The organism is Paenibacillus sp. 2TAB19 (genome assembly GCF_052115185.1).
Lineage (GTDB): Bacteria > Bacillota > Bacilli > Paenibacillales > Paenibacillaceae > Pristimantibacillus.
On record NZ_JBFRGE010000095.1, the window covers coordinates 1 to 21,340 of the forward strand.

The 21,340-nt window shown below is 44.8% G+C and carries 25 protein-coding genes; 11 read left to right on the forward strand and 14 right to left on the reverse strand.

Annotation, left to right across the window (positions count from 1 at the left end; genetic code table 11):
- Positions 1–24 precede the first annotated feature (24 nt).
- Together AB4Z33_RS27045 and AB4Z33_RS27050 are read right to left on the reverse strand one after the other, a co-directional pair.
- Positions 25–327, reverse strand: coding sequence for a Dabb family protein (locus tag AB4Z33_RS27045; protein ID WP_442052874.1), 303 nt, complete (start codon positions 325–327; stop codon positions 25–27).
- A gap of 122 nt (positions 328–449) precedes the next feature.
- Entirely contained in the window at positions 450–698 is a 249-nt protein-coding gene (locus tag AB4Z33_RS27050) for a hypothetical protein (protein ID WP_442052875.1), read from the reverse strand.
- A 472-nt stretch (positions 699–1,170) separates the two neighbouring features.
- Here AB4Z33_RS27050 and AB4Z33_RS27055 point away from each other — a divergent pair, with 472 nt between their 5' ends.
- The 6 genes from AB4Z33_RS27055 (at position 1,171) to AB4Z33_RS27080 (ending at position 5,059) form a co-directional block, all read left to right on the forward strand.
- On the forward strand, positions 1,171–1,329 hold the full coding sequence (locus tag AB4Z33_RS27055; protein ID WP_442052876.1) for a hypothetical protein: 159 nt from the start codon (positions 1,171–1,173) through the stop codon (positions 1,327–1,329).
- A gap of 318 nt (positions 1,330–1,647) precedes the next feature.
- Positions 1,648–2,088 carry an SRPBCC family protein gene (locus AB4Z33_RS27060; protein ID WP_442052877.1) on the forward strand — a complete coding sequence of 147 codons (441 nt, stop codon included), beginning with the start codon at positions 1,648–1,650 and terminating at the stop codon, positions 2,086–2,088.
- Positions 2,089–2,563: 475 nt separating this feature from the next.
- Positions 2,564–3,157: a TetR/AcrR family transcriptional regulator gene (locus tag AB4Z33_RS27065; RefSeq protein WP_442052878.1), complete on the forward strand. Its 594-nt coding sequence runs from the start codon at positions 2,564–2,566 to the stop codon at positions 3,155–3,157.
- Between the two features lie 26 nt (positions 3,158–3,183).
- Positions 3,184–3,342 carry a hypothetical protein gene (locus AB4Z33_RS27070; RefSeq protein WP_442052879.1) on the forward strand — a complete coding sequence of 53 codons (159 nt, stop codon included), beginning with the start codon at positions 3,184–3,186 and terminating at the stop codon, positions 3,340–3,342.
- Between the two features lie 195 nt (positions 3,343–3,537).
- The gene (locus tag AB4Z33_RS27075) at positions 3,538–3,972 is read left to right on the forward strand and encodes a DoxX family protein (protein WP_442052880.1); all 435 of its coding nucleotides are present in this window, start codon (positions 3,538–3,540) and stop codon (positions 3,970–3,972) included.
- A gap of 670 nt (positions 3,973–4,642) precedes the next feature.
- Entirely contained in the window at positions 4,643–5,059 is a 417-nt protein-coding gene (locus tag AB4Z33_RS27080; RefSeq protein ID WP_442052881.1) for a VOC family protein, read from the forward strand.
- 79 nt (positions 5,060–5,138) lie between these two features.
- On the opposite strand, the gene AB4Z33_RS27085 is transcribed toward AB4Z33_RS27080, so the two are convergent.
- The 5 genes from AB4Z33_RS27085 to AB4Z33_RS27105 all read right to left on the reverse strand — a co-directional run bounded on the left by AB4Z33_RS27085 (position 5,139) and on the right by AB4Z33_RS27105 (position 9,119).
- Positions 5,139–5,564, reverse strand: coding sequence for an SRPBCC family protein (locus AB4Z33_RS27085; RefSeq protein ID WP_442052882.1), 426 nt, complete (start codon positions 5,562–5,564; stop codon positions 5,139–5,141).
- A gap of 76 nt (positions 5,565–5,640) precedes the next feature.
- Positions 5,641–6,597 carry a sigma-70 family RNA polymerase sigma factor gene (locus AB4Z33_RS27090; RefSeq protein ID WP_442052883.1) on the reverse strand — a complete coding sequence of 319 codons (957 nt, stop codon included), beginning with the start codon at positions 6,595–6,597 and terminating at the stop codon, positions 5,641–5,643.
- Positions 6,578–6,757, reverse strand: a complete 180-nt coding sequence (locus AB4Z33_RS27095; protein ID WP_442052884.1) for a hypothetical protein — start codon at positions 6,755–6,757, stop codon at positions 6,578–6,580. The genes AB4Z33_RS27090 and AB4Z33_RS27095 overlap by 20 nt, the downstream gene beginning before the upstream one ends.
- Positions 6,758–7,691: 934 nt before the next feature.
- On the reverse strand, positions 7,692–7,955 hold the full coding sequence (locus AB4Z33_RS27100; RefSeq protein ID WP_442052885.1) for a hypothetical protein: 264 nt from the start codon (positions 7,953–7,955) through the stop codon (positions 7,692–7,694).
- A gap of 573 nt (positions 7,956–8,528) precedes the next feature.
- A complete protein-coding gene (locus AB4Z33_RS27105; RefSeq protein WP_442052886.1) occupies positions 8,529–9,119 on the reverse strand; it encodes a TetR/AcrR family transcriptional regulator in 591 nt (196 codons plus the stop codon).
- A gap of 161 nt (positions 9,120–9,280) precedes the next feature.
- Here AB4Z33_RS27105 and AB4Z33_RS27110 point away from each other — a divergent pair, with 161 nt between their 5' ends.
- The gene (locus AB4Z33_RS27110) at positions 9,281–10,195 is read left to right on the forward strand and encodes a ketopantoate reductase family protein (RefSeq protein ID WP_442052887.1); all 915 of its coding nucleotides are present in this window, start codon (positions 9,281–9,283) and stop codon (positions 10,193–10,195) included.
- A 316-nt stretch (positions 10,196–10,511) separates the two neighbouring features.
- On the opposite strand, the gene AB4Z33_RS27115 is transcribed toward AB4Z33_RS27110, so the two are convergent.
- From AB4Z33_RS27115 to AB4Z33_RS27130, 4 genes are all read right to left on the reverse strand, one after another.
- Positions 10,512–10,778 carry a hypothetical protein gene (locus AB4Z33_RS27115; protein ID WP_442052888.1) on the reverse strand — a complete coding sequence of 89 codons (267 nt, stop codon included), beginning with the start codon at positions 10,776–10,778 and terminating at the stop codon, positions 10,512–10,514.
- Positions 10,779–10,791: 13 nt separating this feature from the next.
- Positions 10,792–12,099 carry an alpha/beta fold hydrolase gene (locus AB4Z33_RS27120; protein ID WP_442052889.1) on the reverse strand — a complete coding sequence of 436 codons (1,308 nt, stop codon included), beginning with the start codon at positions 12,097–12,099 and terminating at the stop codon, positions 10,792–10,794.
- 100 nt (positions 12,100–12,199) lie between these two features.
- Positions 12,200–12,520: an ArsR/SmtB family transcription factor gene (locus AB4Z33_RS27125; RefSeq protein ID WP_442052898.1), complete on the reverse strand. Its 321-nt coding sequence runs from the start codon at positions 12,518–12,520 to the stop codon at positions 12,200–12,202.
- A gap of 368 nt (positions 12,521–12,888) precedes the next feature.
- Positions 12,889–13,215 (reverse strand): winged helix-turn-helix transcriptional regulator, encoded by a 327-nt coding sequence (locus AB4Z33_RS27130; RefSeq protein WP_442052890.1) that lies wholly within the window; start codon positions 13,213–13,215, stop codon positions 12,889–12,891.
- 138 nt (positions 13,216–13,353) lie between these two features.
- Here AB4Z33_RS27130 and AB4Z33_RS27135 point away from each other — a divergent pair, with 138 nt between their 5' ends.
- A complete protein-coding gene (locus tag AB4Z33_RS27135) occupies positions 13,354–14,214 on the forward strand; it encodes an alpha/beta fold hydrolase (protein WP_442052891.1) in 861 nt (286 codons plus the stop codon).
- Between the two features lie 20 nt (positions 14,215–14,234).
- A complete protein-coding gene (locus AB4Z33_RS27140; RefSeq protein WP_442052892.1) occupies positions 14,235–14,744 on the forward strand; it encodes a dihydrofolate reductase family protein in 510 nt (169 codons plus the stop codon).
- Between the two features lie 187 nt (positions 14,745–14,931).
- On the opposite strand, the gene AB4Z33_RS27145 is transcribed toward AB4Z33_RS27140, so the two are convergent.
- Positions 14,932–15,867, reverse strand: a complete 936-nt coding sequence (locus AB4Z33_RS27145; protein ID WP_442052893.1) for a LysR family transcriptional regulator — start codon at positions 15,865–15,867, stop codon at positions 14,932–14,934.
- A gap of 144 nt (positions 15,868–16,011) precedes the next feature.
- Between AB4Z33_RS27145 and AB4Z33_RS27150 the strand changes: the two genes are divergently transcribed.
- A complete protein-coding gene (locus tag AB4Z33_RS27150; RefSeq protein ID WP_442052894.1) occupies positions 16,012–17,031 on the forward strand; it encodes an alpha/beta fold hydrolase in 1,020 nt (339 codons plus the stop codon).
- A gap of 950 nt (positions 17,032–17,981) precedes the next feature.
- On the opposite strand, the gene AB4Z33_RS27155 is transcribed toward AB4Z33_RS27150, so the two are convergent.
- Together AB4Z33_RS27155 and AB4Z33_RS27160 are read right to left on the reverse strand one after the other, a co-directional pair.
- On the reverse strand, positions 17,982–18,332 hold the full coding sequence (locus AB4Z33_RS27155; protein WP_442052895.1) for a bleomycin resistance protein: 351 nt from the start codon (positions 18,330–18,332) through the stop codon (positions 17,982–17,984).
- A 466-nt stretch (positions 18,333–18,798) separates the two neighbouring features.
- A complete protein-coding gene (locus AB4Z33_RS27160) occupies positions 18,799–19,227 on the reverse strand; it encodes a MarR family winged helix-turn-helix transcriptional regulator (protein ID WP_442052896.1) in 429 nt (142 codons plus the stop codon).
- A 155-nt stretch (positions 19,228–19,382) separates the two neighbouring features.
- Here AB4Z33_RS27160 and AB4Z33_RS27165 point away from each other — a divergent pair, with 155 nt between their 5' ends.
- Positions 19,383–20,693 (forward strand): amidohydrolase family protein, encoded by a 1,311-nt coding sequence (locus AB4Z33_RS27165; protein ID WP_442052897.1) that lies wholly within the window; start codon positions 19,383–19,385, stop codon positions 20,691–20,693.
- Positions 20,694–21,340: the final 647 nt, after the last annotated feature.

Sequence of the window (21,340 nt, forward strand, 5' to 3'; positions counted from 1 at the left end):
GTGTATGGTGTATGTGAACGTGAACTAGACCTTTGGGTAATCAACTACTACAACATTTTCCAGCAGACCATCTAGTGATTTTACAAATTCCTGATGGACAGGATGAGGTCCATATGAACGAAGTGAAACAAGGCTATCGAATGTAACCCGTAATCCGAGCGTGTAGCCGTGTACATTTTCCTTTTCTTCAGTTACATTTATGCCTGCGCTTATATCGAGAATTCCGGGGATACGATCCTGAAACCCGAGCAATTGACCCAGCAGTTCCTGTTGCTTGGCAGGTGTGACATTAGTATTAAACTTGAAAACGACGAGATGTTCGTACATAGATTTTTACCCCCTATTATCATTTGATTATAGTGTTAAAGTATCGTTCTCCGTTAACGAAATGCATTTTATTTTTTAATATATGTAATGTCAAATCCCAAAGAGCATCGAATAACTCTTCTCTAGTCCATGCAGTATACATCGCCGTTATGATATTGGACAGTCCATTTAAGATCTTCTTTACCAAATCGGCCAATATACTCTGTTTCTATAGCAAATTCTCGTTGCAGCTTATTTAACTCAAGCAAATCTAATATGTCTAAATTATTTAATGAATTAGTAATACTAGCTAAAGAACACCATTCACTTATGATCCTAAGCATTTCTGTTGGTATTCTATTCAAATCCTCTTCGATAATTTCTCTCTTCACGCCCTCACCTCACAACTCTAAATTAACACTAGCGGAACAAGTAGCATTCCGTATCAATCAATGATACCATATATTGGAATTATCCTGCCCGTTAGTTCAATAAAACTTCCCTGCTGATCACCGACATCGAGATACCATACTCAAATATCTGTTTCCAGTGACATGCTCTTAAGGGCTGTATTGGGCATCGTACATATTGTCGGGAAAGTTACAAAGTTCTTGTCACCTATCGGGAATAGTTCTCTTGAAATCGGAAAGATGTGATCCACTCTCGTTAAATGCAGTTGGTAAATAACAAGTTAGATGATGCAGTTAAATGGATTGTTACGCGGTCAGACTCGCATCTTGTATTAATACGCTACAGATGGAGTGCGGCTAACATATGCATTTTCAATGTCGAAAATCCTGTCCTATCAGCTTATCTTTATTATCTTTCTTGATCTTAGTTTACTAGTTTTGTTGTACGGCGGCAGTGATTTGGTCGATCGGATACTTGAGCTGGCAGGGCGAACTCATCACACTCAGCGGTGGCGAAATCGGCGAGTTAACCGGCAAGATCTATGACACGGTAACCGGTATTCAGAAGGGTCAGCTGGAGGATACGCTCGGTTGGACGGTAAAGCTCGATTAATTTCCGCCAAAACGGCGGATGGGGCATTTGCTTTTCGTAAGCAAAAGTCCTCCTCTAGGTACCGCATCGTTCCATGATTACAATACTCGCAATAGCCCGTTTTTGTCGACTTTTGCGCCATTTGCAGCCCATCCCAAACCTATGTACGGTAAAGTTCCCGTTCCAAGCCTGCTGCGGGATTTTCCGAAACAACTTGCCATTACTTATGATACGGTTCATCGAGCTGTCTATATCGGCAATTTTTAAGATAATTATGGCAGGAATTAACAATTAATTGTCGAATGTTTAGAGAGGAAAAATGTTTGAGGAGGAAAATGAATGCCCACGAGTACATCCCGAATTATAATAAATGCACTTGCTGAGCGGGTTTGGGATACGATAACTAATCCTGAATGGGTCAAACAGTGGCAGTACGGCAGCGACCTTATAACCGATTGGCAAATCGGCAGCGGTATTCGTTTTCGAATGGAATGGGATGGCAATGTTTATGAACAGTGGGGCACGGTGCTAGAGTTTACACCTTTTCAGTGTCTCCGATACTCCCTCTTCGCTCCACGTCCCGGCTTGGAGGACAAACCCGAAAATTACTTCACGATGAGCTATTTCTTGAGTAAGGAAAGGGATGGCACCTTGCTGACGATTCAACAGATCGACAATCGGCCGGGCTCCGATAGCAGTGATGAGGAAAATGACGTGACTGAGGACGACGAACAATCAGTGCTATTAATACTTAAGCGACTAGTGGAATCCACCAATTGACGAGAGGAAACTCTCAATAGTTAGTGTTAATCTCGAAAACAAATATAAAGCCCAACAAAAACCATTGCACACTTTCGCATTGGTTTTTGTTGGGCTTTATTTCGGATTCAGTTTACATTTTAATGCCCCAGCTACGCACTCTAAGCAAGCTTTCAAGCTCTCTATTATAAACCTTGCCGTTACTTGTGGTAAGGTTCACCGCGTGCGCTCTTAAACTTTTCTGCCCTTTACTTCAATAGAAGCATCAACTGATCCTTAATCAGCTGACGCTTTGCTGTTCTGAACTATCATCTCTCGGTTGCATTGCGAAGGGCTGCCATGCGGCAGGCCTTCGAGGCGGGGAAATCCTTCAATAACCTGCTTCAGTTAAATGATGAGTAGAGATTTGATAATCCCTATTTACAAACCGATGGTCGGTTTTTATAATAAGAATAATAACACTAATCAATCGTTAAAAGAACACGGAGGGAATACTTTGAAACATGAGGAACGTAGGCAGCAAACAACTAGGCTGCTGCTTGATTCGATCAAAGAGCTGATACGGGAAAAAGGGTGTCACTCTGTCACTATGAAGGACATCATGGAAAAATCGGGATTGTCAAAAGGCGCTATCTTCCATTACGTGAAGAGCAAGGATGAGATCTTTGCCTGGGTGCTCCAGGAGCGGCTCGAAGAGACAAACGATCATTTTATGAACGCAGTGGAACAAGGTGAAAAGACGCTCGATGGACCCATGCAAAAGATCATTGACAGTCTTTCCGTGTTGGAAGATGCTCAGGACGTAACGAACAAGGTGCTGATATATTTACTTGGAAAGGAAGATCAACCTATCGTCGCGGAAACTCTCAATCAGTATTATGAGCGGTCTGTTCATTTATCCAAGCAATGGATATTGACCGGCCAACTGCACGGGGTTATTTCGGAATCGATTGATACGGATAAAACAGCCGAAATGTTCGTCCTGCTAACACTCGGATTGCGCGTCCGATCCTCTATTCCTTTAGCTTCGGTTTCTTTCAATACCCAAGATTATTCGTCGTTTATGGTCAATATTTTAAAATCCCGATAAATAGAGATAGAAAGGAAGAATGTATCATGAACTTGTGGTTAACGTTGCATCTAGTTGGAGTCGTGGTATTCGTAGGAAATATCATTATTGCAGCATTTTGGAAAGTTCGTGCGGATTTGTCGAAAAACCCGGCCGTCATTCACAGCACGGTAAAAACGTCATGCTTGCCGATTATCCCGTCGTGATCTGGTTAGGCATTCTCATTCCACTGCAGCGCGGAATGATCCTCCAAAGCGTTCAATGCATAGAAAGTGGGAACATCTCCAATGAATAACATCAAGCTTCCCGCTATTGGGCCATCTTCGGAATTCCCGCGACATCGCTGCCGATCATCATATTATTTCTCATGATAACGAAAAGCTTCTAAACGGAGGGATAAAATGGCACCTTTATTTGCGCTTGTTGTTTCGTTTCTGCTGTTCTGGGTTCTTGGGCTGTTCGGCTGGTCTTATTTCGACAATTGGCATTCTCCGCTTCAGGGAGCAGTGGCCGTCATGCTGCTGCTTACTGCTTCTGCCCACTGGGGAAAAAGACGGCCTGATCTCATTCGGATGATCCCGGTTGCTTTTCCAAAGCCGAATTGGATTGTGACGGCCACCGGGTGGCTGGAAATTGCGGGTGCCTTCGGCATTCTGTTCCCCGCTACCTCCCACGCGGCTTCCATCTGTTTGGCGGTTCTACTCGTGACCATGTTTCCAGCCAATGTAAGGGCAGCCCGGGAAGGATTAACTATCGGTGGAAGACCTACACCTAAACTGCTTGTCCGTACATTGCTGCAGCTCGTGTTTATCGCAGCGGTCCTCTTAGCGGGTTAAGTGTGTGGCTTGTTCATGTAGATCCGTTAATTAACGATACAATTGATTTACAAAGGCAACTTGAACTCACGAAGCCTTTCCTTTATAACCGAACACGTCAAAGTAAGTATGGCTCATCGTTACTAAACTATCCTGCCATTTTGTTCAATGAAAAAAGTGAGCAGCGCCACGGCGGACTGCTCACATTAAGTTGTTGAACTATCGCCTCCCGTTAGTTGAACCCCAGTTATGTCTTCATCGATCCCATCTTTGTTCGATTTTATACTTCTCTTTTATAAAATTTCAATCCAGCTGCTGTTACCATTTCAATACCCGTCATCGTATCAAGCTGAAAGCCTCGATAAGTATCGCCATCGGCAGAGATTTCTAAGGGTAGCACAGCAGTAATTTATGAATAGTGCCTGACTGAGTTATGATACTACGTTCTCCTGCCATTTAGCTTAATGAATAAGGAGCAGCTGCCGCGGCAAACTGCTCCTTATTGAATTTCGTTATCGTTTCCCGTTAGATGAAAAAGCCTGCAGGATCTCGCCGGCAGGCTGAGTAATTAACCGGGTTGTCGCGATCTGAATGAGATCCATAAGACCGATGAATTCCCGGATCGGCTGTCGTCTATATAAACGAAGGCATAAATGAATACAAACTAATTTGACGAAGAGGTGTTTTGAAAATGGCATTAACGTCCGCATTCACGAGCTTCAACCTGCCTGTAAAAAACGTAGAACAATCGAAAGCGTTCTTCACCGGACTCGGATTCGAGCTCAACCCGCAATTCCCCGAGAACGAGATTTCGGTAGCCATCGTGATCGGCGACAACCTGCAGGTCATGCTGATCAATCAAGCATTCTTTAATACGCTCACGGAGAAGGAATTCGTCGATACGAGCAAGTATGCGCAGATGACGATCGCATTGGCCTTCGAGAGCCGGGAAAAAGTCGATCAAATCGTGAATACCGCGGTCTCCTTGGGTGGGAAATTGCACGCTGAACCTGAAGATCATGGGTTCATGTATCATTGGGGCTTCGTAGACTTGGACGGCCATCTGTGGGCCATTAACTACATGAACATGGATGCGGCACAAGGTTAAGGCTAACGGAGAGCACGCTCGTACTAGGTTTCAAAAAGAAAGACGCCGGGCTTCTTCCCCGGCGTCTTCTTCGCGATGATTAGTTTTGTTCGCTATAGGCTTTGAAATTGTCCATGATTGCTTGCCAGCCTGCTTGCTGGAACTCGACGGGATTGGAGCTTTCCGCGTCGAACGTTTCAATGACCTTCGTCTCATTCCCTTGATCGACGAAAGCAATATCCACTCTTCTTCCGTCTTCCATGGTGTAGCCGATCGCCTCATGCCGATTCACGACATCGTAGACGCCGCCAAAATCAAAGCCCATGCTGCCATCCTTCGCTTCCATCCGTGTCAGAAACTTGCCGCCGATCCGCGGATCGTTTTCGGCTCTCGGCGCATGCCAGTCCTCGGACGCTTGATTCCACTTCGTGATGTGATCCGGCTCGGTCCAATAGCGCCATACCTTCTCGATAGGGGCTTGAATGACGGCCTGCACGGTTACTTTCGTCGGTTGACTCGTTTCCATTTTAAATAGACACCTCTCTCATGATATTCGTTGTTTGTTTATTCTCAATGTTATAGACGTAAGTCAATGACGAAATTCATTGGTCAATACGCTCAGGCAGCCCAAATCGCGAAAATAATGGCGTATGAATAAAGTTTTGAACGTGTAGGATTTGATTTTCTTTCGTTTCGATGACGTGGATGCCCCAGGGTACAAAGCCAGAGCCCTCTTTRCCCGGCATATACTGGGCCAACGCTGGATAACCGCCATTCACCGTAATCGGCACAAATCGCGAACCTTCGCAATGCCAGCGAGTAAGCGAGTAGAAGGCGGACAAATCTTCCTTGCCGCGGATCCACATCTCGAAGGGCGGCATCGACATGCAGCCTTCCTCGTGGAACAACGCGACGAGCGCAGCAATATCGAATTGCTCGAAGGCCTCCACATACCGGGACAGCAGCTGCTGCTCCGGTAGATCGACCATGCTGCTGAGCTCATCCGAGCGAAGCTGCGCCCGGTCCATCGTCTCTCGGGCTCTTTGCAAGGCGCTGTTCACCGCTGCCGGCGACATCGCCAACGTTTCCGCGATCTGCTTGGAGGACCATTCAAATACATCCTTCAAAATGAGTACCGCGCGCTGCCGCGGAGGCAAGGTCTGCAGGAGAGCGATGAAGCAAAGTTGAAGGGTATCTCTGCGGACGAGCCGATCCTCCGGATTGCCCCCAAAGTCGGGAGACGGCCAGATCCAGGCAGAGTCCGGCAGCGTGTCGCGCGGCTCGACGATGGCGGCGGCCGGGTCGAACAGGTCAACGGGAAGCGCGCGGCGTTTGGATTGTCTCAGCTTGTCCAAGCACAGGTTGGAGGCAATCCGATATACCCAAGTTTTGAACGAGGAATCCTGTCTGAACGTGCTCCAGCTCTGCCAGACCCGAATACTCGTCTCCTGAACGGCATCATCCGCATCGTCCATGGAGCCTAGCATTCGGTAACAGAACGAGGTTAAGCCCGGCTTCAAGCTTGCAAATAATGGTTCGTCAAATGCGGTCTCGTTCATCGCGGCCTCCTTTTGTCCAGTATCTTTTTTTGCATGGAACCATTTTTACATCGGCAGCAGGGTCATATTCCCATTCATCTATGCTAATCCATTCTTTCTTCAATTGATTAACTTTGGTAGTGACTTTTTGCTCGATATACACATGAATATCGGCCCCCATATTATTCCCCTGCCTTTCATTTAAACAATTCACTAATCCACTTATTTTAACACATATTGGAACTATCCTGCCCTTTAGTTTAATGAAAAAAGTGAGCAAGGCCACGGCGGACTGCTCACTTTATGTTGTTGAATTATCGTTTCCCGTTAGCTCAACGAGGTACGAGATTGTTTCCAGAAATGATACGAGCCACTTCTGAAGGTTTCTAGCTCAACTCTTGGAAACTCTGCCTACCCCGCCGGCGTATTGAGTGCCTCCCGATTGTCCCCTCCCCTCTCCCGCATAGTCGCGTTTTGCAGGAAGCATCGGGTAAGCCGAAATAACTGGATTATATTTTATATTCAAGGTTTTCCTAAGTATCACTAACAGAGTGCGGTGAGTGAACAGAACCACCGGCACTCTGGTTTTTAGTGCTCAGAAAAGGGTAGCAATCGGAGGACACGATACGGCATCGATGAATCGCGGATCTATACCATAGAAGTACCAGTATGATCCGCTCCATCTATATCCTGCCACACCGTCCATATCGACATATGTCGGATAAAACCAGAAGTTCTCGCCAGACCTAAGCCAAACATAGGTGTACTGGTAAAAGCAGTCGACGATATAAGAAACAGCGGGTTTCGGCGGGATGAATGCGGGAGGAGGAGACTGCGGCGGTTGTCTCATGGGTCCTTTATTTCGCATATGAGCCATAACATCACTCCTAGCGGAAGATATTCATGATTTTACATGAAAGTGTACCTTATACTACGTAGGTGAATAGCTACTTGAYTGTACGCATGCCTAATCATAACCATCTTGCATGGTCAACTGCTRCAATTTCTGTCCTCAAACTTAAACTCCACGGAATAGCTGTTATTATGTCCTTCCCGTTAGCTGAACAAAAAGGCAGCCGATCATAATTAGCCGGCTGCCACGGTGTTGTATTCAGCTATCGTTCTCCGTTAGCGGAATCCCCCGGAGGCTTACCGCCGTCATCAGCATTCGGCTGTTGCTGCCGGAGCTTGATCAATTGTTCATACCGTTCGCGGATCTTCGGTATTGCCCCCTCGCTTAACTTTTCGAGCCTCTCAGTTGACAGACGATCGAGTTCCTCTTTCTGCTCAGGGCTGACCTTGTATACTTTCTTCGTTATGACCTCACTTGTTTCATACACCGTTTTCGGTTTCTCTAGATCCTGTTTCTCCTTGTCCATGTTTAAACTCCCCCTTTACTCAATGAAAACGGCAGCCGTCCATCTGCCGCTTTCTCATTAAGTTCCCCGTTAGTTGAATGACAAGTGCCTATCTTTTTTCTCTAATCCATTGATTGAATTTAGTTTCCCTCCATGCAACCCAGCCAATTGGCAGATCAGCAAGTTGGACTAAACTCGGGTCAATGTCTATTACTTCTTTCAACCCCAGTATGCATGCGTCTGATTCACTCATATCTCCACCATCGAGAAACTGCCACATTCCATCATCGTCGTCATGGAACACATATAGTATAGGGCTTTGTCTATTCATAATTTTATGGGTGATAATAACAGCTACATTCTCGGAATCTTCAAATGGCTAAGATATTGCCATAAATACATAACCTCCAGACATATTTAGGCAACAAAGATAGGGTTCAGCTGATATAGCAAGCTTCTCTTTGTTTGTCAGTCTCCAGTTAGCTGAATAAATTTTATTCAAGGTAATCAACTAGACTAACCTTATTCGATTCTAGATAACTAAACAAAAGTTCTATAAAAATGGCAGCGGATTATCTATTCCACTGCCATTTTTTATTGCGATGAGTCGTTGGGATACAGCTTAAGACCGTTCATAACATAGGGACGAACAATGTTTAAAAGCAAATCGGTCCGATCAATTTTCCCAACTGTTAACCAATGAAGTGTTGCGCCATAAATTGCTGAGCCTGTCATGGCCGAAATGATCTCTGTATGGTAATGGTCTGCTCTATAGAAGTTACCCCCTCTCAATAAAATACTTACGATTGTCTGCTGCAACATTTTTTTTATTTTTTCATCTACAATCGTAGCCATCGATTTGGAATCAATTCTGCATATCTGATAAAAATCTATGATGTAGAGGTGTGTGAGCAAGATCAGTTGATCACATATTTCATCTGTAAGTTCAAGTGCATCCATCACTTCGTTTGGAATCATCTCGCGAAAAGTCTGTTCTGTGATCTCTTCCAGCAAAGCATACTTATCTACGTAATGGGCATAGAAGGTAGCTCGGTTAATAGTAGCCCTCTGTGCGATATCGTTTATGGTTATTGAATCAAATCCTTTACTCCGTAGCAATTCTCTGAATGCTTCCCTTATTAACTGCCGTGTGCGCAAAACCCTTGGATCTTGCTGATTTACCATATCCCTGCCCCCAGATTAAGCATCAATTATCAGAATGTGTTGCTTATGCAACTTTCCACATAATCTGCCGGTTGAATTCATACGAATGCGGTACTAATATCTTATCTAACAGTTGTTGCTTAAGCAATCTGTGATAATTAACCTGAAAGGAAGGATCATTAATGAACACCAAAAAACAAATTAGACTTTTAATAATTGGCGCGGGTGTGATTGGTAGTGTATACGCGCTCCGATTTGCACAGTACGGGCTGGACGTCACTATACTGGCACGAGGAAAGAGACTGGATACGCTGAAAAGGAACGGACTAGTATACAACCATAATGGAACCATAAAGAAAATATCGATAAACACGATCGAAAAGCTCGATAACGACGACATTTATGATTTCATTTTCGTTCCTGTACGATATGATCAGGCCGAATCTGCCCTGTCTACAATTAAAAATAATAAGAGCGAAACCATTGTCACCTTGACTAACACCATCGAATACGACAGCTGGCTTGAAATCGTGGGAGAGCGGTTACTCCCAGGATTCCCAGGTGCAGGTGGAGACATCAAAGAGGGTATTCTGTACGCACAATTCGGTTCCGAGAAACATCAAGGAACCATTTTCGGTGAAGTTAATGGACTGAGAACCGAAAGAGTAAAGGAGCTTGCCAAAATATTCGAAATGGTAGATTTGCATTATGAAATACAGAATGACATTCAAGCATTCCATGTTTCGCATGCTGCGTTGGCTATTGTAAACAAGCATTTCTATACAAAAGACGGTATGCTGGGTATAGAGACAGCAAGAAGTGAAAGCGTGCTGAGGAAGATAGCCGTAGATATTAAACAAAACATTCGTCTGGTAGAACAAGCCGGAATTCCAGTAATCCCACCCGAAATGAAGACACTGGGAGATTTGCCTGACAGCGACATCATTACATGGTACCGACAGATGCTAAGCAATGACTTTATAATTGATGTAAAACTTGGGGATCATGCCGTCAGCCAAAAAGCCGAAATTATGTTATTGGATGAGGTGTTTCAAAAAAAGTTCGAAAATGACATAACCATATGCCCCTCATCTTAATTTACATTGAGCTAAACCCACTTTATTATAATGTTTTCATCAATAAAAACGGAAGCGGATCTCTGATGATCTGCTGCCGCTTTATTGTTGTAAACTAATGTTCTCCGATAGCTTAATGACTAGGCGACTATTGCTATCGCACTTCTCAATGATGTTTACCACTAATCACTTTCTCCACTATTATTTGTTGTCCTCTTATAGAGCCTATCGGTAAATCTAATTAAGAAATGTATTATTGTAATAAGAGCGACGCAAGCGCGAACCTGGAGCCCGTCACCGTTAAAGGTTTTGCCATGACCAACTGCTTAGCCAATGCCTATCCCTCCTGCTCATATACATAATCGAAGGTATTGCCTAACGTATCGTAATAACGGGACCGAATATCCGGACTCTTGCTTTCGCCGAAGGGTTTTAAATGCCCAATCAACTCGATCCCTTTCACTTCTTGTCCATTCTGGGAAAGATGAACGCGTTGTATCAAAAAGTGCCCACTTTCCATCCACTCGTAGGTTACCGTTCCTTCTGCTCCGCCGCTAATTTGCCAAGTACCGACTAGTCGGTCAAGCGTCTGAAGATTCGACATCCTCTCATTCTCCTTATCGTTCGGAATTCACTACGGCTTTTGCTACGACATCAGGAGCCATGATAACCGCGGAATGATCTTGACCGGCGAGCGAATGAGCAGCAGCCTTTGGTAGAAGCTCGACAAGCGCGCGTGCAGCGTCATGGAAAAGCGGTTCGCTGTTTTCACCTGTCATAATCAAAGTAGGAACGGTAACGTTCCATCTGCCAGCTGGCAACGGGTTCCCGGATTGCGTCGTTCCCATAATCATGCCATCGTAAGCTAGCGTATGCGCCAGGGACTCCATCTTGTTCCAAGAAGGATCGGCTTTCATATAGCCGATGTATTCTCCGGGAATGCCCAGAGCCTCGGATGCGAAATATTCGACTGCTTCTGATCGTTTTTCGGCTTTGATTAGCGCATTCAAATGCTCGACGTAGTCATCAGTCACAGGCTTACGGCTGTCGTTAATAATGAACGGCGGTTCAAACAAGAAGAGCTTCGCGACCGAATTTCCTAACAAGTTCGCGGTTTCAAGCGCCAATGCGGCTCCGGACGAGCTTCCGAACAAGCAAGCTTGTCCTCCGGCAGCTGCAATTAATGCCTCAATGTCTTCCACTTCCCGAGCGGCTGCGTAAGGCGCGGTATCCGTACTTTGTCCCCGCCCGCGACGATCGTAATTGTATACGGTGAAGTTGGCCGACAATTGCTCGGCTAACGGTGAAGCATCCTGATGATCGGCCGCCGCCGATGAAATTAAGATGAGGGCAGGACCGCTCCCTTGTTTCGTATAAGCAATCTGTGTCCCATCTTTTGAAATAACGGTTTCCATCGTATTCTTACCTCCCATTAAGGTTTCTAAGTATTCTTCCAGTCGATCATAGGCATCGGTAAATCCTTCAATCATGCCCATCGCGTCCGCGTTGTCCAATTGTTCGTTGGTAGCAAATCGCGTCACGATGCTAATCCGCGTTCCTCCGCTCTTCTCCTCGAATAACACGGTCGTGTACATTTCGCTATCCGAAACGATATTCCAATCGTTGTCGGCAAAAGTGTCTATGTACACCAGTTTGCCCGGTGCCTCTACTACCTCATATGTGGCTCTGCAATAAGCCGCCTCGCCGCTATTGTCATCCGCTTGGAGACTATACCGCCACACACCGCCAGGCCGCACGTCCATTTCATACACGGTTGTCGTCCAGCCCTTTGGCCCCCACCATTTTGTAATATGTCTAGGCTCTGTCCAGCCTTCCCATGTCAACTGCACAGGCATCGCAACATTACGCTCCACAGTGAGTTCTCTGCGCTCGCGATTTTTACGAATGGTTGTTTGTCTTTTCATCTGCAGTCATCCTTTTTAATTGGTTTTCAAGGGAATCCAGCCTCTTGTTCCAGTGTTGTGATCATTCAGCATGTAACTCGCGATAAACTGTTGATACCAGTCATAAGTCCTCCTTCTTCTTGTAGTCCAGCATATACTCCTCGAAGTTGTCGAGACGCTCTTCCCATAGAATGCTGAAGGAATCAAACYATTCATCCAGCTCCTGGAACGGTCCGGCTTCGAGGCTGTATATTCGCAGCTGTGCTTTGCTGCGCGAGCGTACCATCCCTGCCTCGCTCAAGATGCGCAAATGACGGGATACGTGCGGCTGGCTGATGCCTAGCGCTTGGACGATTTCTCCTACCGATTTGGGCCCATTCCTTAGCAACTCCACGATGTTGAATCGATTGGGTTCGGCAAGAGTAAGTAACGTTAACTGCATGGTTGCTGATTTCATGAACTAAATATATACCAAAGTGTATATACATGTAAATATATATTAAATTGATTGAAATTTCACTTTCAAGACAATTACACAAGGCTCAGGAAAGCTAATCATCTAGATCACATTGGACTTGGACAAGAACTTATATCCTTATATCAAAAAAGCCGCGATATACACGGCTCCTTATGATTATATGTTCTTGTCCTCCGACAGATAAAGTTTTATACCTTTATTCAATATTTTTCGCGTAACAAAGCTCCTCTCCTGCCCCGTTCGTCAACAAAAACGCAGCCGAATGTAATTCGCTGGCCGCTGTCGTCTTGCATGATTATGAACACTTTGAACATCGCTTCGGCGAAATCAGGCTAATTCTGCAGATATGCACCATGCTCCTGCGTCCATGTCCACATGGCGGAGAATATGGGCTGAAGCGCCTTGCCGCTCTCGGTAAGATCATATTCAACATGCAGCGGCACGCCTGGGTAGATCGTACGTGTAACAATCCCCTTCTCTTCCAGTAGTCGAAGGCGGTCGGTCAACGTCTTCGGACTAATTGACTGCAGCTTGCGGCGAAGCTCCCCAAAGCGCTTCGTCCCGTTAAACAACTCAAACAAAACAAGCAGCATCCATTTGCTATCGAGTATTTCTAATATCGGCTCAACCTTACCCGGGCAAGTCTCATCCATCTTCATCGTCAGTATCACTCCATAGTTCATTTTTTGAAACTATTGCACATTAATGTAACTACTATTCAAATGTACCATAGTTCCATTATGATGTGAGTCAGGAAATGAAAAAAGATGGAAGCCTCACTGAAAGGAGGAATAACCATGAATCGACCGTTTGAAGTAGACCCTGTTGAGTACCCATTCAAAGATCACTGGCTATCCTACCGAGACGGACACATCCACTACATTGACGAAGGGCAAGGACCGACCGTTCTTCTCCTGCACGGAAATCCGACGTGGTCGTATCTCTATCGAAATGTGATCAAAGAGCTTAGAGGAGAGTTCCGTCTAGTCGCCCCGGATTACCCGGGATTCGGCATGTCGAAAGCCCCTGCCGGTTATGGATTTACGCCTCAGGAGCATTCGGAAGCCATATATGAGCTCATTCGCCAATTAGATCTGAAGGATTTAATAGTAGTGGTGCAGGATTGGGGCGGTCCGATTGGCCTCCACTATGCGGTGCGGCATCGAAGCAACTTGCGAGGCATAGTCGTGATGAATACTTGGGCCTGGCCTGCCAGGATTTTGCCCATGAGATTATTCTCGCTCGTTATGGGAGGATGGCCATTCGGCTATTGGCTACAGACTAGGCGCAACTTCTTCGCCAAGGTGATTGTGCCAAGCGGAATCTTTCATACCGACAAAGTGACGGACCAATTACGGAAAGCGTATACCGATCCGTTCCAGACCCCAAAGTCCAGAATTCCGACACGGATGTTTCCCCGGCAGATTCGCAAGGCGCGGGCATGGCTCAGCGATACGGAATCGAAGCTGTCTAATCTGTCAGATTTGCCTGCGCGCATTCTGTGGGGAACGAAGGACAGCGCCGGCTTTCCGCTCGGGCAGATGAACAAATGGCAATCCTATTTGCCACTGAACGAAACAGAGATTCTGGATGACGCCTCGCATTATCTTCAAGAGGATCGTCCGGACCGGGTAGCAGCAGCAATTCGAGGATTATAAAACCAAGGAGGAATATTCTTATGAAAACTATTCTATGGGCAACTCTAACTTCAAATGGAAATTATGCGCAATCAGGACCTGAGAACCCGCCGAAGAAGGAAGCGTTGAACGACTTTGCGACACATGTCAAAATGACTGGGAATTTCATTGTAGGACGCCGGACATTCGAAGCTATGCGTGGAAACGGCGGACCCGGTCCTTTCGCGGACATTGACATCGTCGTCGTTTCGAAGAATACATGGGATATCGAAGGCGTAACAGTCGTAAGATCGCCGCAGGAAGCCTTGGCGTACCTTCAGCAAAAGGGGCATACAACTGCTCTCATCAGCGGCGGCGCGGATATTCACAATTCGTTCCTAAGCGAAGATTTGGTTGACGAAGTCATATTCAATGTAGCTCCAGTCATGGAAGGCAAGGGCTTGAACCTATTAATCGACCAAGACAACTACCGCTTCAAGCAAGTGCGGTTAATGGATTGCAAGACAATTGGCGGAGACGTAGTCCAACTCCGTTATGCGATTGAAAGATAGCAATTGAAGAAAGATCAGCTTTCTCATAAAAGAGACGGCTGCTCTTTCTGTTATATTGGATGTATCGAATATTTTGATTTAAACGGACGGATGGTATCGGTTCTTTATTATGCTATCGTTTCACGTTAGCTTAACGAAACAGATTAATATTCTAGTCGACATTGGTCCATGTTCTTAACCTTTTGAGCTATGGAGTTAAGTTCTTGCCCTTGGTCGGAAAAACTAGTTTCTCATTCTTTGAACCAAAAACTGCGCTGGTTGCTTCTATGAAAGATAACATGATTGGTGAAAGCCACTTGTCTTTATGCCACAACATCTGTGTATATACCTGCAAGTCCGGAATTTGCCATGGGAGGACTACAAGTTCTCCGCGTTCAACTTCCGATTCCGCGACGATCTCAGGAAGAAAGGCAATACCGATTCCTGACATTGCACATTGTTTAATGGCTTCAGCACTTTGAAACTCTAAATATGTAATGCTATCAATTCCCTCTTTCTCAAATGATCGATCAAACATAGTTCGATAAGGACAACCCTTTTCATTCGTCAGGAATACTTCTCCGTGAAAATCTTCCAACTGAAGCTCAGTTCGTTTGGCGAGTGGGTGATCTGGAGCAGCTAACAATCGGAAATGTTCTTCCAGCAGAGGTTCCACGGAAAGTCCACTCGAGCGAATGGGTTCATCCAACATATAAACAATATCCGTGGTTCCCTCAAAGAGCGTTTGCTTGAGCTCTTGATTCGGAACTGATCGGAAGATTAGTCGAACTCCCGGATGCTGCGAACGAAACCGTTGGAAGACAGGTGGAAGCCGGTAGGAGCAAATAACCTCATTCGCACTTATCGTTAAGGTACCACTTAGTTTTTCATTATCATGGACAGCACTACGAGCTTCGTCCATTTTTTCAAGAACGCCTTGGGCGTGTGTTAAAAAGCGTTTACCCGCGGTTGTGAGCGCGAGTTGCTTGCCCAACCGATCAAAGAGGCGAACACCTAGCTCATCTTCCAATGCTTTAATTTGCATCGTGACGTTGGAAGGAACGTAGCTCAGCACTTCTGCTGCCCGCGTGAAATTCAATGTTGTTGCAACCGTACAAAACGTATTCAGTTGACGCAATTCCATCCGATGCTCCCCCTTCATCTTTCAATTTTATTGAATGCTATCTTGAATTCTATTCACTTTTATTGAGAGTATCACAGCTCTATACTGAGCACAAGAGATCACAGTGAACATGTGGTTTTTCATTTTGAAGGGAGCGACTATACGATGGACTATGAAATTTTTAATTTGGGTGATGTACTCTTACAATCAGGAGCGACGTTACCAAATGCTTTTCTTGCTTATAAAACATACGGGAAATTAAATGAACAGAAGGATAATGTTATTGTCTATCCAACGGCTTTTGGGGATCAGCATGTTCAGAATGAATGGCTCATTGGCAGCGGGATGGCACTCGATCCAGAGAAATATTTTATTATCGTTCCCAATTTGCTGGGCAATGGGCTATCTTCCTCTCCCAGTAACACGCCTCCTCCATTTGATCGGGCTAACTTTCCACAGGTAACCATCTATGATAACGTTCGATTCCAGCACCAACTGCTGACCGAAAAATTCGGTATTCAAAAGATTGCTCTCGTCGTCGGGTGGTCGATGGGCGGCATTCAGGCATTTCAATGGGGGGCAAGTTACCCGGAGATGGTCGAACGAATCGCACCTTTCGGAGGCATCGCCAAACCTTGGCCTCACACATATGTAGTGCTGGAAGGTGTAAAAGCCTCACTGCTATCTGCAGTCGGCTTCGACTCAAGTAAATTAAACCAACTAAGTTCTACAGACATGCGTGCCGTTGGTCGGGTGTATGCGGGATGGGGACTATCACATGCGTTTTATAGAGAAGAGCTTTACCGTGAGATGGGATTTGACACATTGGAGGATTTTGTAGCTGGTGTCTGGGAAGATAGCTTTATAAATATGGATCCTCATAATGTTCTGGCAATGTTATGGACAGGCCAACATGCAGATATCAGTGCAAACCCCTCCTATAACGGAGACTTTGATAAAGCACTTCAGAGCATAAAAGCTCTTGCCTGTATCATGCCGGGAAGCACGGATCTCTTCTGCACAGCGGACGATAATGAATACGAAGCTAAGCGTATACCTAATGCTGTCTTGAAACCAATCCAATCGATCTGGGGCCATTTTGCCGGTCGTGGAATCAACTGTGCCGATAATCAATTTATTGATGACAATCTAAAACGCTTGTTGTCTCTTAGCACTAAAGAATAGATCGTCACTTGCATTGGATGTCTGTCAGGCCTAGCAAGATTCCCTGTTCTTTAGCCCGGTTATATCTCTCATGAATTCATAACCTAACCGATCGGATTTGAGGTCACCAGAACTTACTGGTTCGACCTCTCTTTTCTGCGATCGTACTTCCTTTAACGAATTCAGTGAACTCTGAAGACTGTAGCACGTCTTTAATCTTAAAAGTTAAACTTATTTTTTTATCGTTCGCATACCTGAAGTATATTCACATAATTCATCTATCCTGCCCGTTAGCTTAATATATCGCGCATTTTCGGGATTCACGGGGCTGTAAAGAAGTTCTTGTCCTAATACGGCTTTGTATAGATGTTGTTGTCGTCTGACAGCCTCCTCCTTCTCTCAACTCGACACACATAACTCCGACTAATTTTCGAATTCCCCGCTGCCCTTGCTCGTCCCCACCGAGCAACAGCACGGTTCAGCAAATCGGTTAAGGATATAAGTTCTTGTCCTCGAGTTTGGACAAGAACTTATATCCTTAAAGCAAAAAAACCGCGATTTACGCGGCTTCTAATGCATATATGTTCTTGTCCTCTGACAAAAGATACTCTTGTATATTATACTGGAGAAACGGTGAAACAACCTCTCCGTTTCCACCTCGGGTTAGTATCCCTTTCTTTCTATTTTGCCAGCCACAATTTGTGGACGATCGGATTATTCGAACTATACTTGTTTTTGTTGACGGAGGCGTTTGGCGATTTCAAGTATGTCCGTTCTTTTCGGCAAGAAAGAGCGATTGGGCCCATTCCGGTGCATTTTCCATCATGTCCATCCTCTCTTAATTACTCAACCAATTCTTATTTTCCTTGGATGAATTAATCACATACCCCTTGAAGATGCCTTGCTCCACTCGCTATCTCGCCCGTTTGGATAATCATTAACTTATTAATTTGAGGAAAATATTGGATATATCATAACTTTTGCGCTACTCTAAACATATGCCCATTTATATCACGGAAGGTAAATTCTCTTACTCCCCACGGTTTTTGTTCAATTTCATGTACAATGTCCACCGCTTTGCTACGATACAAAGCATAAATTTCGTCAACGTTTTGTACAAAGAAATAGGAGTGAACTCTGTATGTTGTGAACGATTGTTGTACATCTAGATGAAGCTCAACCTCACCGCACTGTATTGCTGCATATCCATTGTCACTCCAAATCCAAGCCACTTCAAACCCAAGCAAGTCCCGATAAAATACAATTGATTCCTCCATATTACGTACTGGTAAAATTGGGATTTGACATTGAATATACTCCATATAATTTACCTGCCTTCCACCGAATGGTTCTTATTTCAACTATATAACAATGAAGTTATTCGATGATTCTTCGCCATTTCCTCTATGCTCATCGCTCCATTTCAGCCCGTTAACTTAAAGTCGATTCGTCAGTTTAGTTAATAACGAATGGTAACGCTAGGGTCCCTGCCTTCATATGCCTTACGGTCAGTCATCGCCTCGCTTGTCGCGTAGCATGCGTAAAATAGGAATTAACTGACAAACGGCAGCCGATTGGCTGCCGTTTAGTAATTGAACTAACGTTCGCCGTTAGCTTAAAGCTTATTTGTACACTCCTGATCTTTTAGTTTAGATCTTGTTATCTAAGGAATTTTATTTGATGCACCATATGGATTGTTCATTTCTTGCTGTTTTAAATGCTCCCCAACTGGGACAAGCGTATTTTAATTTGTAAATGTCTCCATAGTCTCATGGGGAATCCTCTTCTTTATATGCGCTCATTGATTTTGATCAACAATTTCTTTAAGATTTGCTTCTCCTCGTCAGTAAGGGCTTGAACGATTTCATCCTCTACCTTTTGGAATGAGTCATTAAAGCCTTCAATCAACTCAATCGCTTTTGGCAATACATATATATTTTTTTGCCGTTCATTATTGGCCGGGATTTTGCGCTCAATGAACCCTTTTTGCTCTAGACCTTGAAGCATGCTTGTAATACTGGCCCCACGCACATGAAACCGATCTGCAAGGTCCTTTTGAATAATATGATTATCTTGGTTCTCGTAAATATAGTCGATTACTTTTCCTTGTTGAGCGTTTAACCCTAGTTCCTTTATACTCTCGTCCGCTCTTTTCTTTAATTTAAGACCGATAATCTGAAACAAATCCAAATAAGGCGTATCCTTTCGGGATTGCATGATCGTCCCTCCTGAAATTGTTAGAAAGCTAATTGTAAGCAACTAAACTATACAGTGATCCTACACGCATGTCAAACAACTTAGTTTATTGACAGTTAGAATCCTAACAGTTATACTTCGAATTGTTATAAACAAACACATTGGAGGAATTTCAAATGGAGAAGATAACTCATAATGCTGCGTTAGAACAAGTTACGGCGATTACAAATGTACGTATTTTTGATGGAGAACAAATTATTGCGTCAAGACATGTTGTCATCAAGGGGGAGTCCATTATTGCAGTGGGCGGAGACCTTCCGGCCGATGCAACGATTATCGATGGGGAAAATGCGACTTTAATGCCCGGTCTGATTGATGCACATGTCCACACCTCAATCGGAGGATTACGAGATGCCTTAAAATTCGGCGTTACGACAGAACTCGAAATGAACGGCGATTTTACGAAAAGAGGACGCGAGATCCAGTTAAAAAATGTGGATGACGTTGCAGACGTCCGTTCTGCCGGCACAGCAATCACCGCTCCGGGCGGACACCCAGATGAATTGCTGCCGGAAGGAGATGAAATACCAGAATTCGTATTAAAGGAGCTAGAGAAGTTATCGGAGGAAGACCGGGAAGCGATGTTGGCCGCATACGCTCACGATCACGACGAAATACCGCAAGTGACGACGGTGGAAGAAGCGATTAAACATGTGCATACTCAAGTGGAGAATGGTGCCGACTATATTAAGATCATGATTGAAGAAGGAACTGTCATGGGTGCACCCGGCCTGCYTGTTCTAAGCGACGAGATTCTAAAAACAGCCGTGACAGAAGCCCACAAGTTCGATAAGCTGGTCATCGCCCACGTCTTGACGGCTCTTTCATCGCAAGCAGCCATCGATTTTGGAGTCGACGGTTTGGGCCACTTGTTTATCGACAGACCCGAGTACACGTCCGAGTTGGTGAAATCCATAGCGGATTCAGGCGCTTTTGTTACACCGTGCTTGGTGTTGAACTCATCGATTGTTGGGAAACCGGCATCGGAATTGGCGAATGATCCGCGTGTTCATTCCAAATTAAGTCCAGATTGGATCGGTATTTTGAACTCAAGCTTCAATACGTTCCCGCAAGGCAATATGGAGAACAGCTTTAAGAATGTGATGGATCTTCACCGTGCCGGAGTTGATATTCTGGTAGGGACGGATGTTGCGCCGGTTCCCGTTCCGAACCTTGGCGGCCTTGCTCACGGAGCAAGCGTCCACCACGAAATGCAGTTGCTGGTGAAGGCCGGGTTCACTCCGATTGAAGCTCTTCAGTCGGCTACTTCCAAACCGGCCCGTTGCTATGGTCTTCACGATCGTGGCCGTATTACCGAAGGTGCGCGCGCTGACCTTATTCTCGTAAACGGTGATCCGACAACCAATATCTCGGATACCTTGTCGATCACATCCGTGTGGTTCAATGGTTCGCAGCAACTAGTTTAATCGGGTTCGATCTCCCTGTACAATGTCGTCAATGCGAATGATGAGCGAACCGGAGATGATGATGCCGTTGCTGATCGTAAAATCGTCAAGAAGAGGGACTGCAGACTAGTCCCTCTTCGACTTTAATCTATTAATCCAAATCCTCCTGTCAGGAACGACAGCCAGATCAACGTTCCTCCAGATACAATCTAATCCGTTTTATTCCCATTGGATTATCAATCTAGTCATTGTTTAAATTTTACTACATTTTGGAACTATCCTGCCCGTTAGTTGAACGAGACTGCCGATTTATGCCGGCAGCCTTGTTCTGGTGATTCTAAGCTATAGTTCCCCCGTTAGTTCAATCCATGGTCTTCATCAATTATCCATAAAAACTCATTTGCAATTGCGATTGCAACATTAGATATGATTTGCTCTAGAATGTCATCAATGTATAGGGGTAAATCAATCTCAATTAAATTTACTTCTTCAATCCCATCGAGTGTATCGAATCCATAGTTACCATCTTTATCAACAGGTATCCCTCTTATCTTGATACGTTCTCCATTGATTTCTTTGCAAAAGTCAGATGACTTACCTTTTCGAATTTTAAATTATGAATTAAGAATTGCTCTAGAACCTCTGACTTTACCTTTTTTGTATAATCA

Excerpts from the sequence above, each read along its gene's own strand:
- AB4Z33_RS27045 (WP_442052874.1), bottom strand. The coding sequence starts at position 327 with ATGTACGAACATCTCGTCGTTTTCAAGTTTAATACTAATGTCACACCT.
- AB4Z33_RS27060 (WP_442052877.1), top strand. The coding sequence starts at position 1,648 with ATGCCCACGAGTACATCCCGAATTATAATAAATGCACTTGCTGAGCGG.
- AB4Z33_RS27070 (WP_442052879.1), top strand. The coding sequence starts at position 3,184 with ATGAACTTGTGGTTAACGTTGCATCTAGTTGGAGTCGTGGTATTCGTA.
- AB4Z33_RS27075 (WP_442052880.1), top strand. The coding sequence starts at position 3,538 with ATGGCACCTTTATTTGCGCTTGTTGTTTCGTTTCTGCTGTTCTGGGTT.
- AB4Z33_RS27080 (WP_442052881.1), top strand. The coding sequence starts at position 4,643 with ATGGCATTAACGTCCGCATTCACGAGCTTCAACCTGCCTGTAAAAAAC.
- AB4Z33_RS27085 (WP_442052882.1), bottom strand. The coding sequence starts at position 5,564 with ATGGAAACGAGTCAACCGACGAAAGTAACCGTGCAGGCCGTCATTCAA.
- AB4Z33_RS27095 (WP_442052884.1), bottom strand. The coding sequence starts at position 6,757 with ATGGGGGCCGATATTCATGTGTATATCGAGCAAAAAGTCACTACCAAA.
- AB4Z33_RS27100 (WP_442052885.1), bottom strand. The coding sequence starts at position 7,955 with ATGGACAAGGAGAAACAGGATCTAGAGAAACCGAAAACGGTGTATGAA.
- AB4Z33_RS27105 (WP_442052886.1), bottom strand. The coding sequence starts at position 9,119 with ATGGTAAATCAGCAAGATCCAAGGGTTTTGCGCACACGGCAGTTAATA.
- AB4Z33_RS27110 (WP_442052887.1), top strand. The coding sequence starts at position 9,281 with ATGAACACCAAAAAACAAATTAGACTTTTAATAATTGGCGCGGGTGTG.
- AB4Z33_RS27115 (WP_442052888.1), bottom strand. The coding sequence starts at position 10,778 with ATGTCGAATCTTCAGACGCTTGACCGACTAGTCGGTACTTGGCAAATT.
- AB4Z33_RS27120 (WP_442052889.1), bottom strand. The coding sequence starts at position 12,099 with ATGAAAAGACAAACAACCATTCGTAAAAATCGCGAGCGCAGAGAACTC.
- AB4Z33_RS27130 (WP_442052890.1), bottom strand. The coding sequence starts at position 13,215 with ATGAAGATGGATGAGACTTGCCCGGGTAAGGTTGAGCCGATATTAGAA.
- AB4Z33_RS27135 (WP_442052891.1), top strand. The coding sequence starts at position 13,354 with ATGAATCGACCGTTTGAAGTAGACCCTGTTGAGTACCCATTCAAAGAT.
- AB4Z33_RS27140 (WP_442052892.1), top strand. The coding sequence starts at position 14,235 with ATGAAAACTATTCTATGGGCAACTCTAACTTCAAATGGAAATTATGCG.
- AB4Z33_RS27145 (WP_442052893.1), bottom strand. The coding sequence starts at position 15,867 with ATGGAATTGCGTCAACTGAATACGTTTTGTACGGTTGCAACAACATTG.
- AB4Z33_RS27150 (WP_442052894.1), top strand. The coding sequence starts at position 16,012 with ATGGACTATGAAATTTTTAATTTGGGTGATGTACTCTTACAATCAGGA.
- AB4Z33_RS27155 (WP_442052895.1), bottom strand. The coding sequence starts at position 18,332 with ATGGAGTATATTCAATGTCAAATCCCAATTTTACCAGTACGTAATATG.
- AB4Z33_RS27160 (WP_442052896.1), bottom strand. The coding sequence starts at position 19,227 with ATGCAATCCCGAAAGGATACGCCTTATTTGGATTTGTTTCAGATTATC.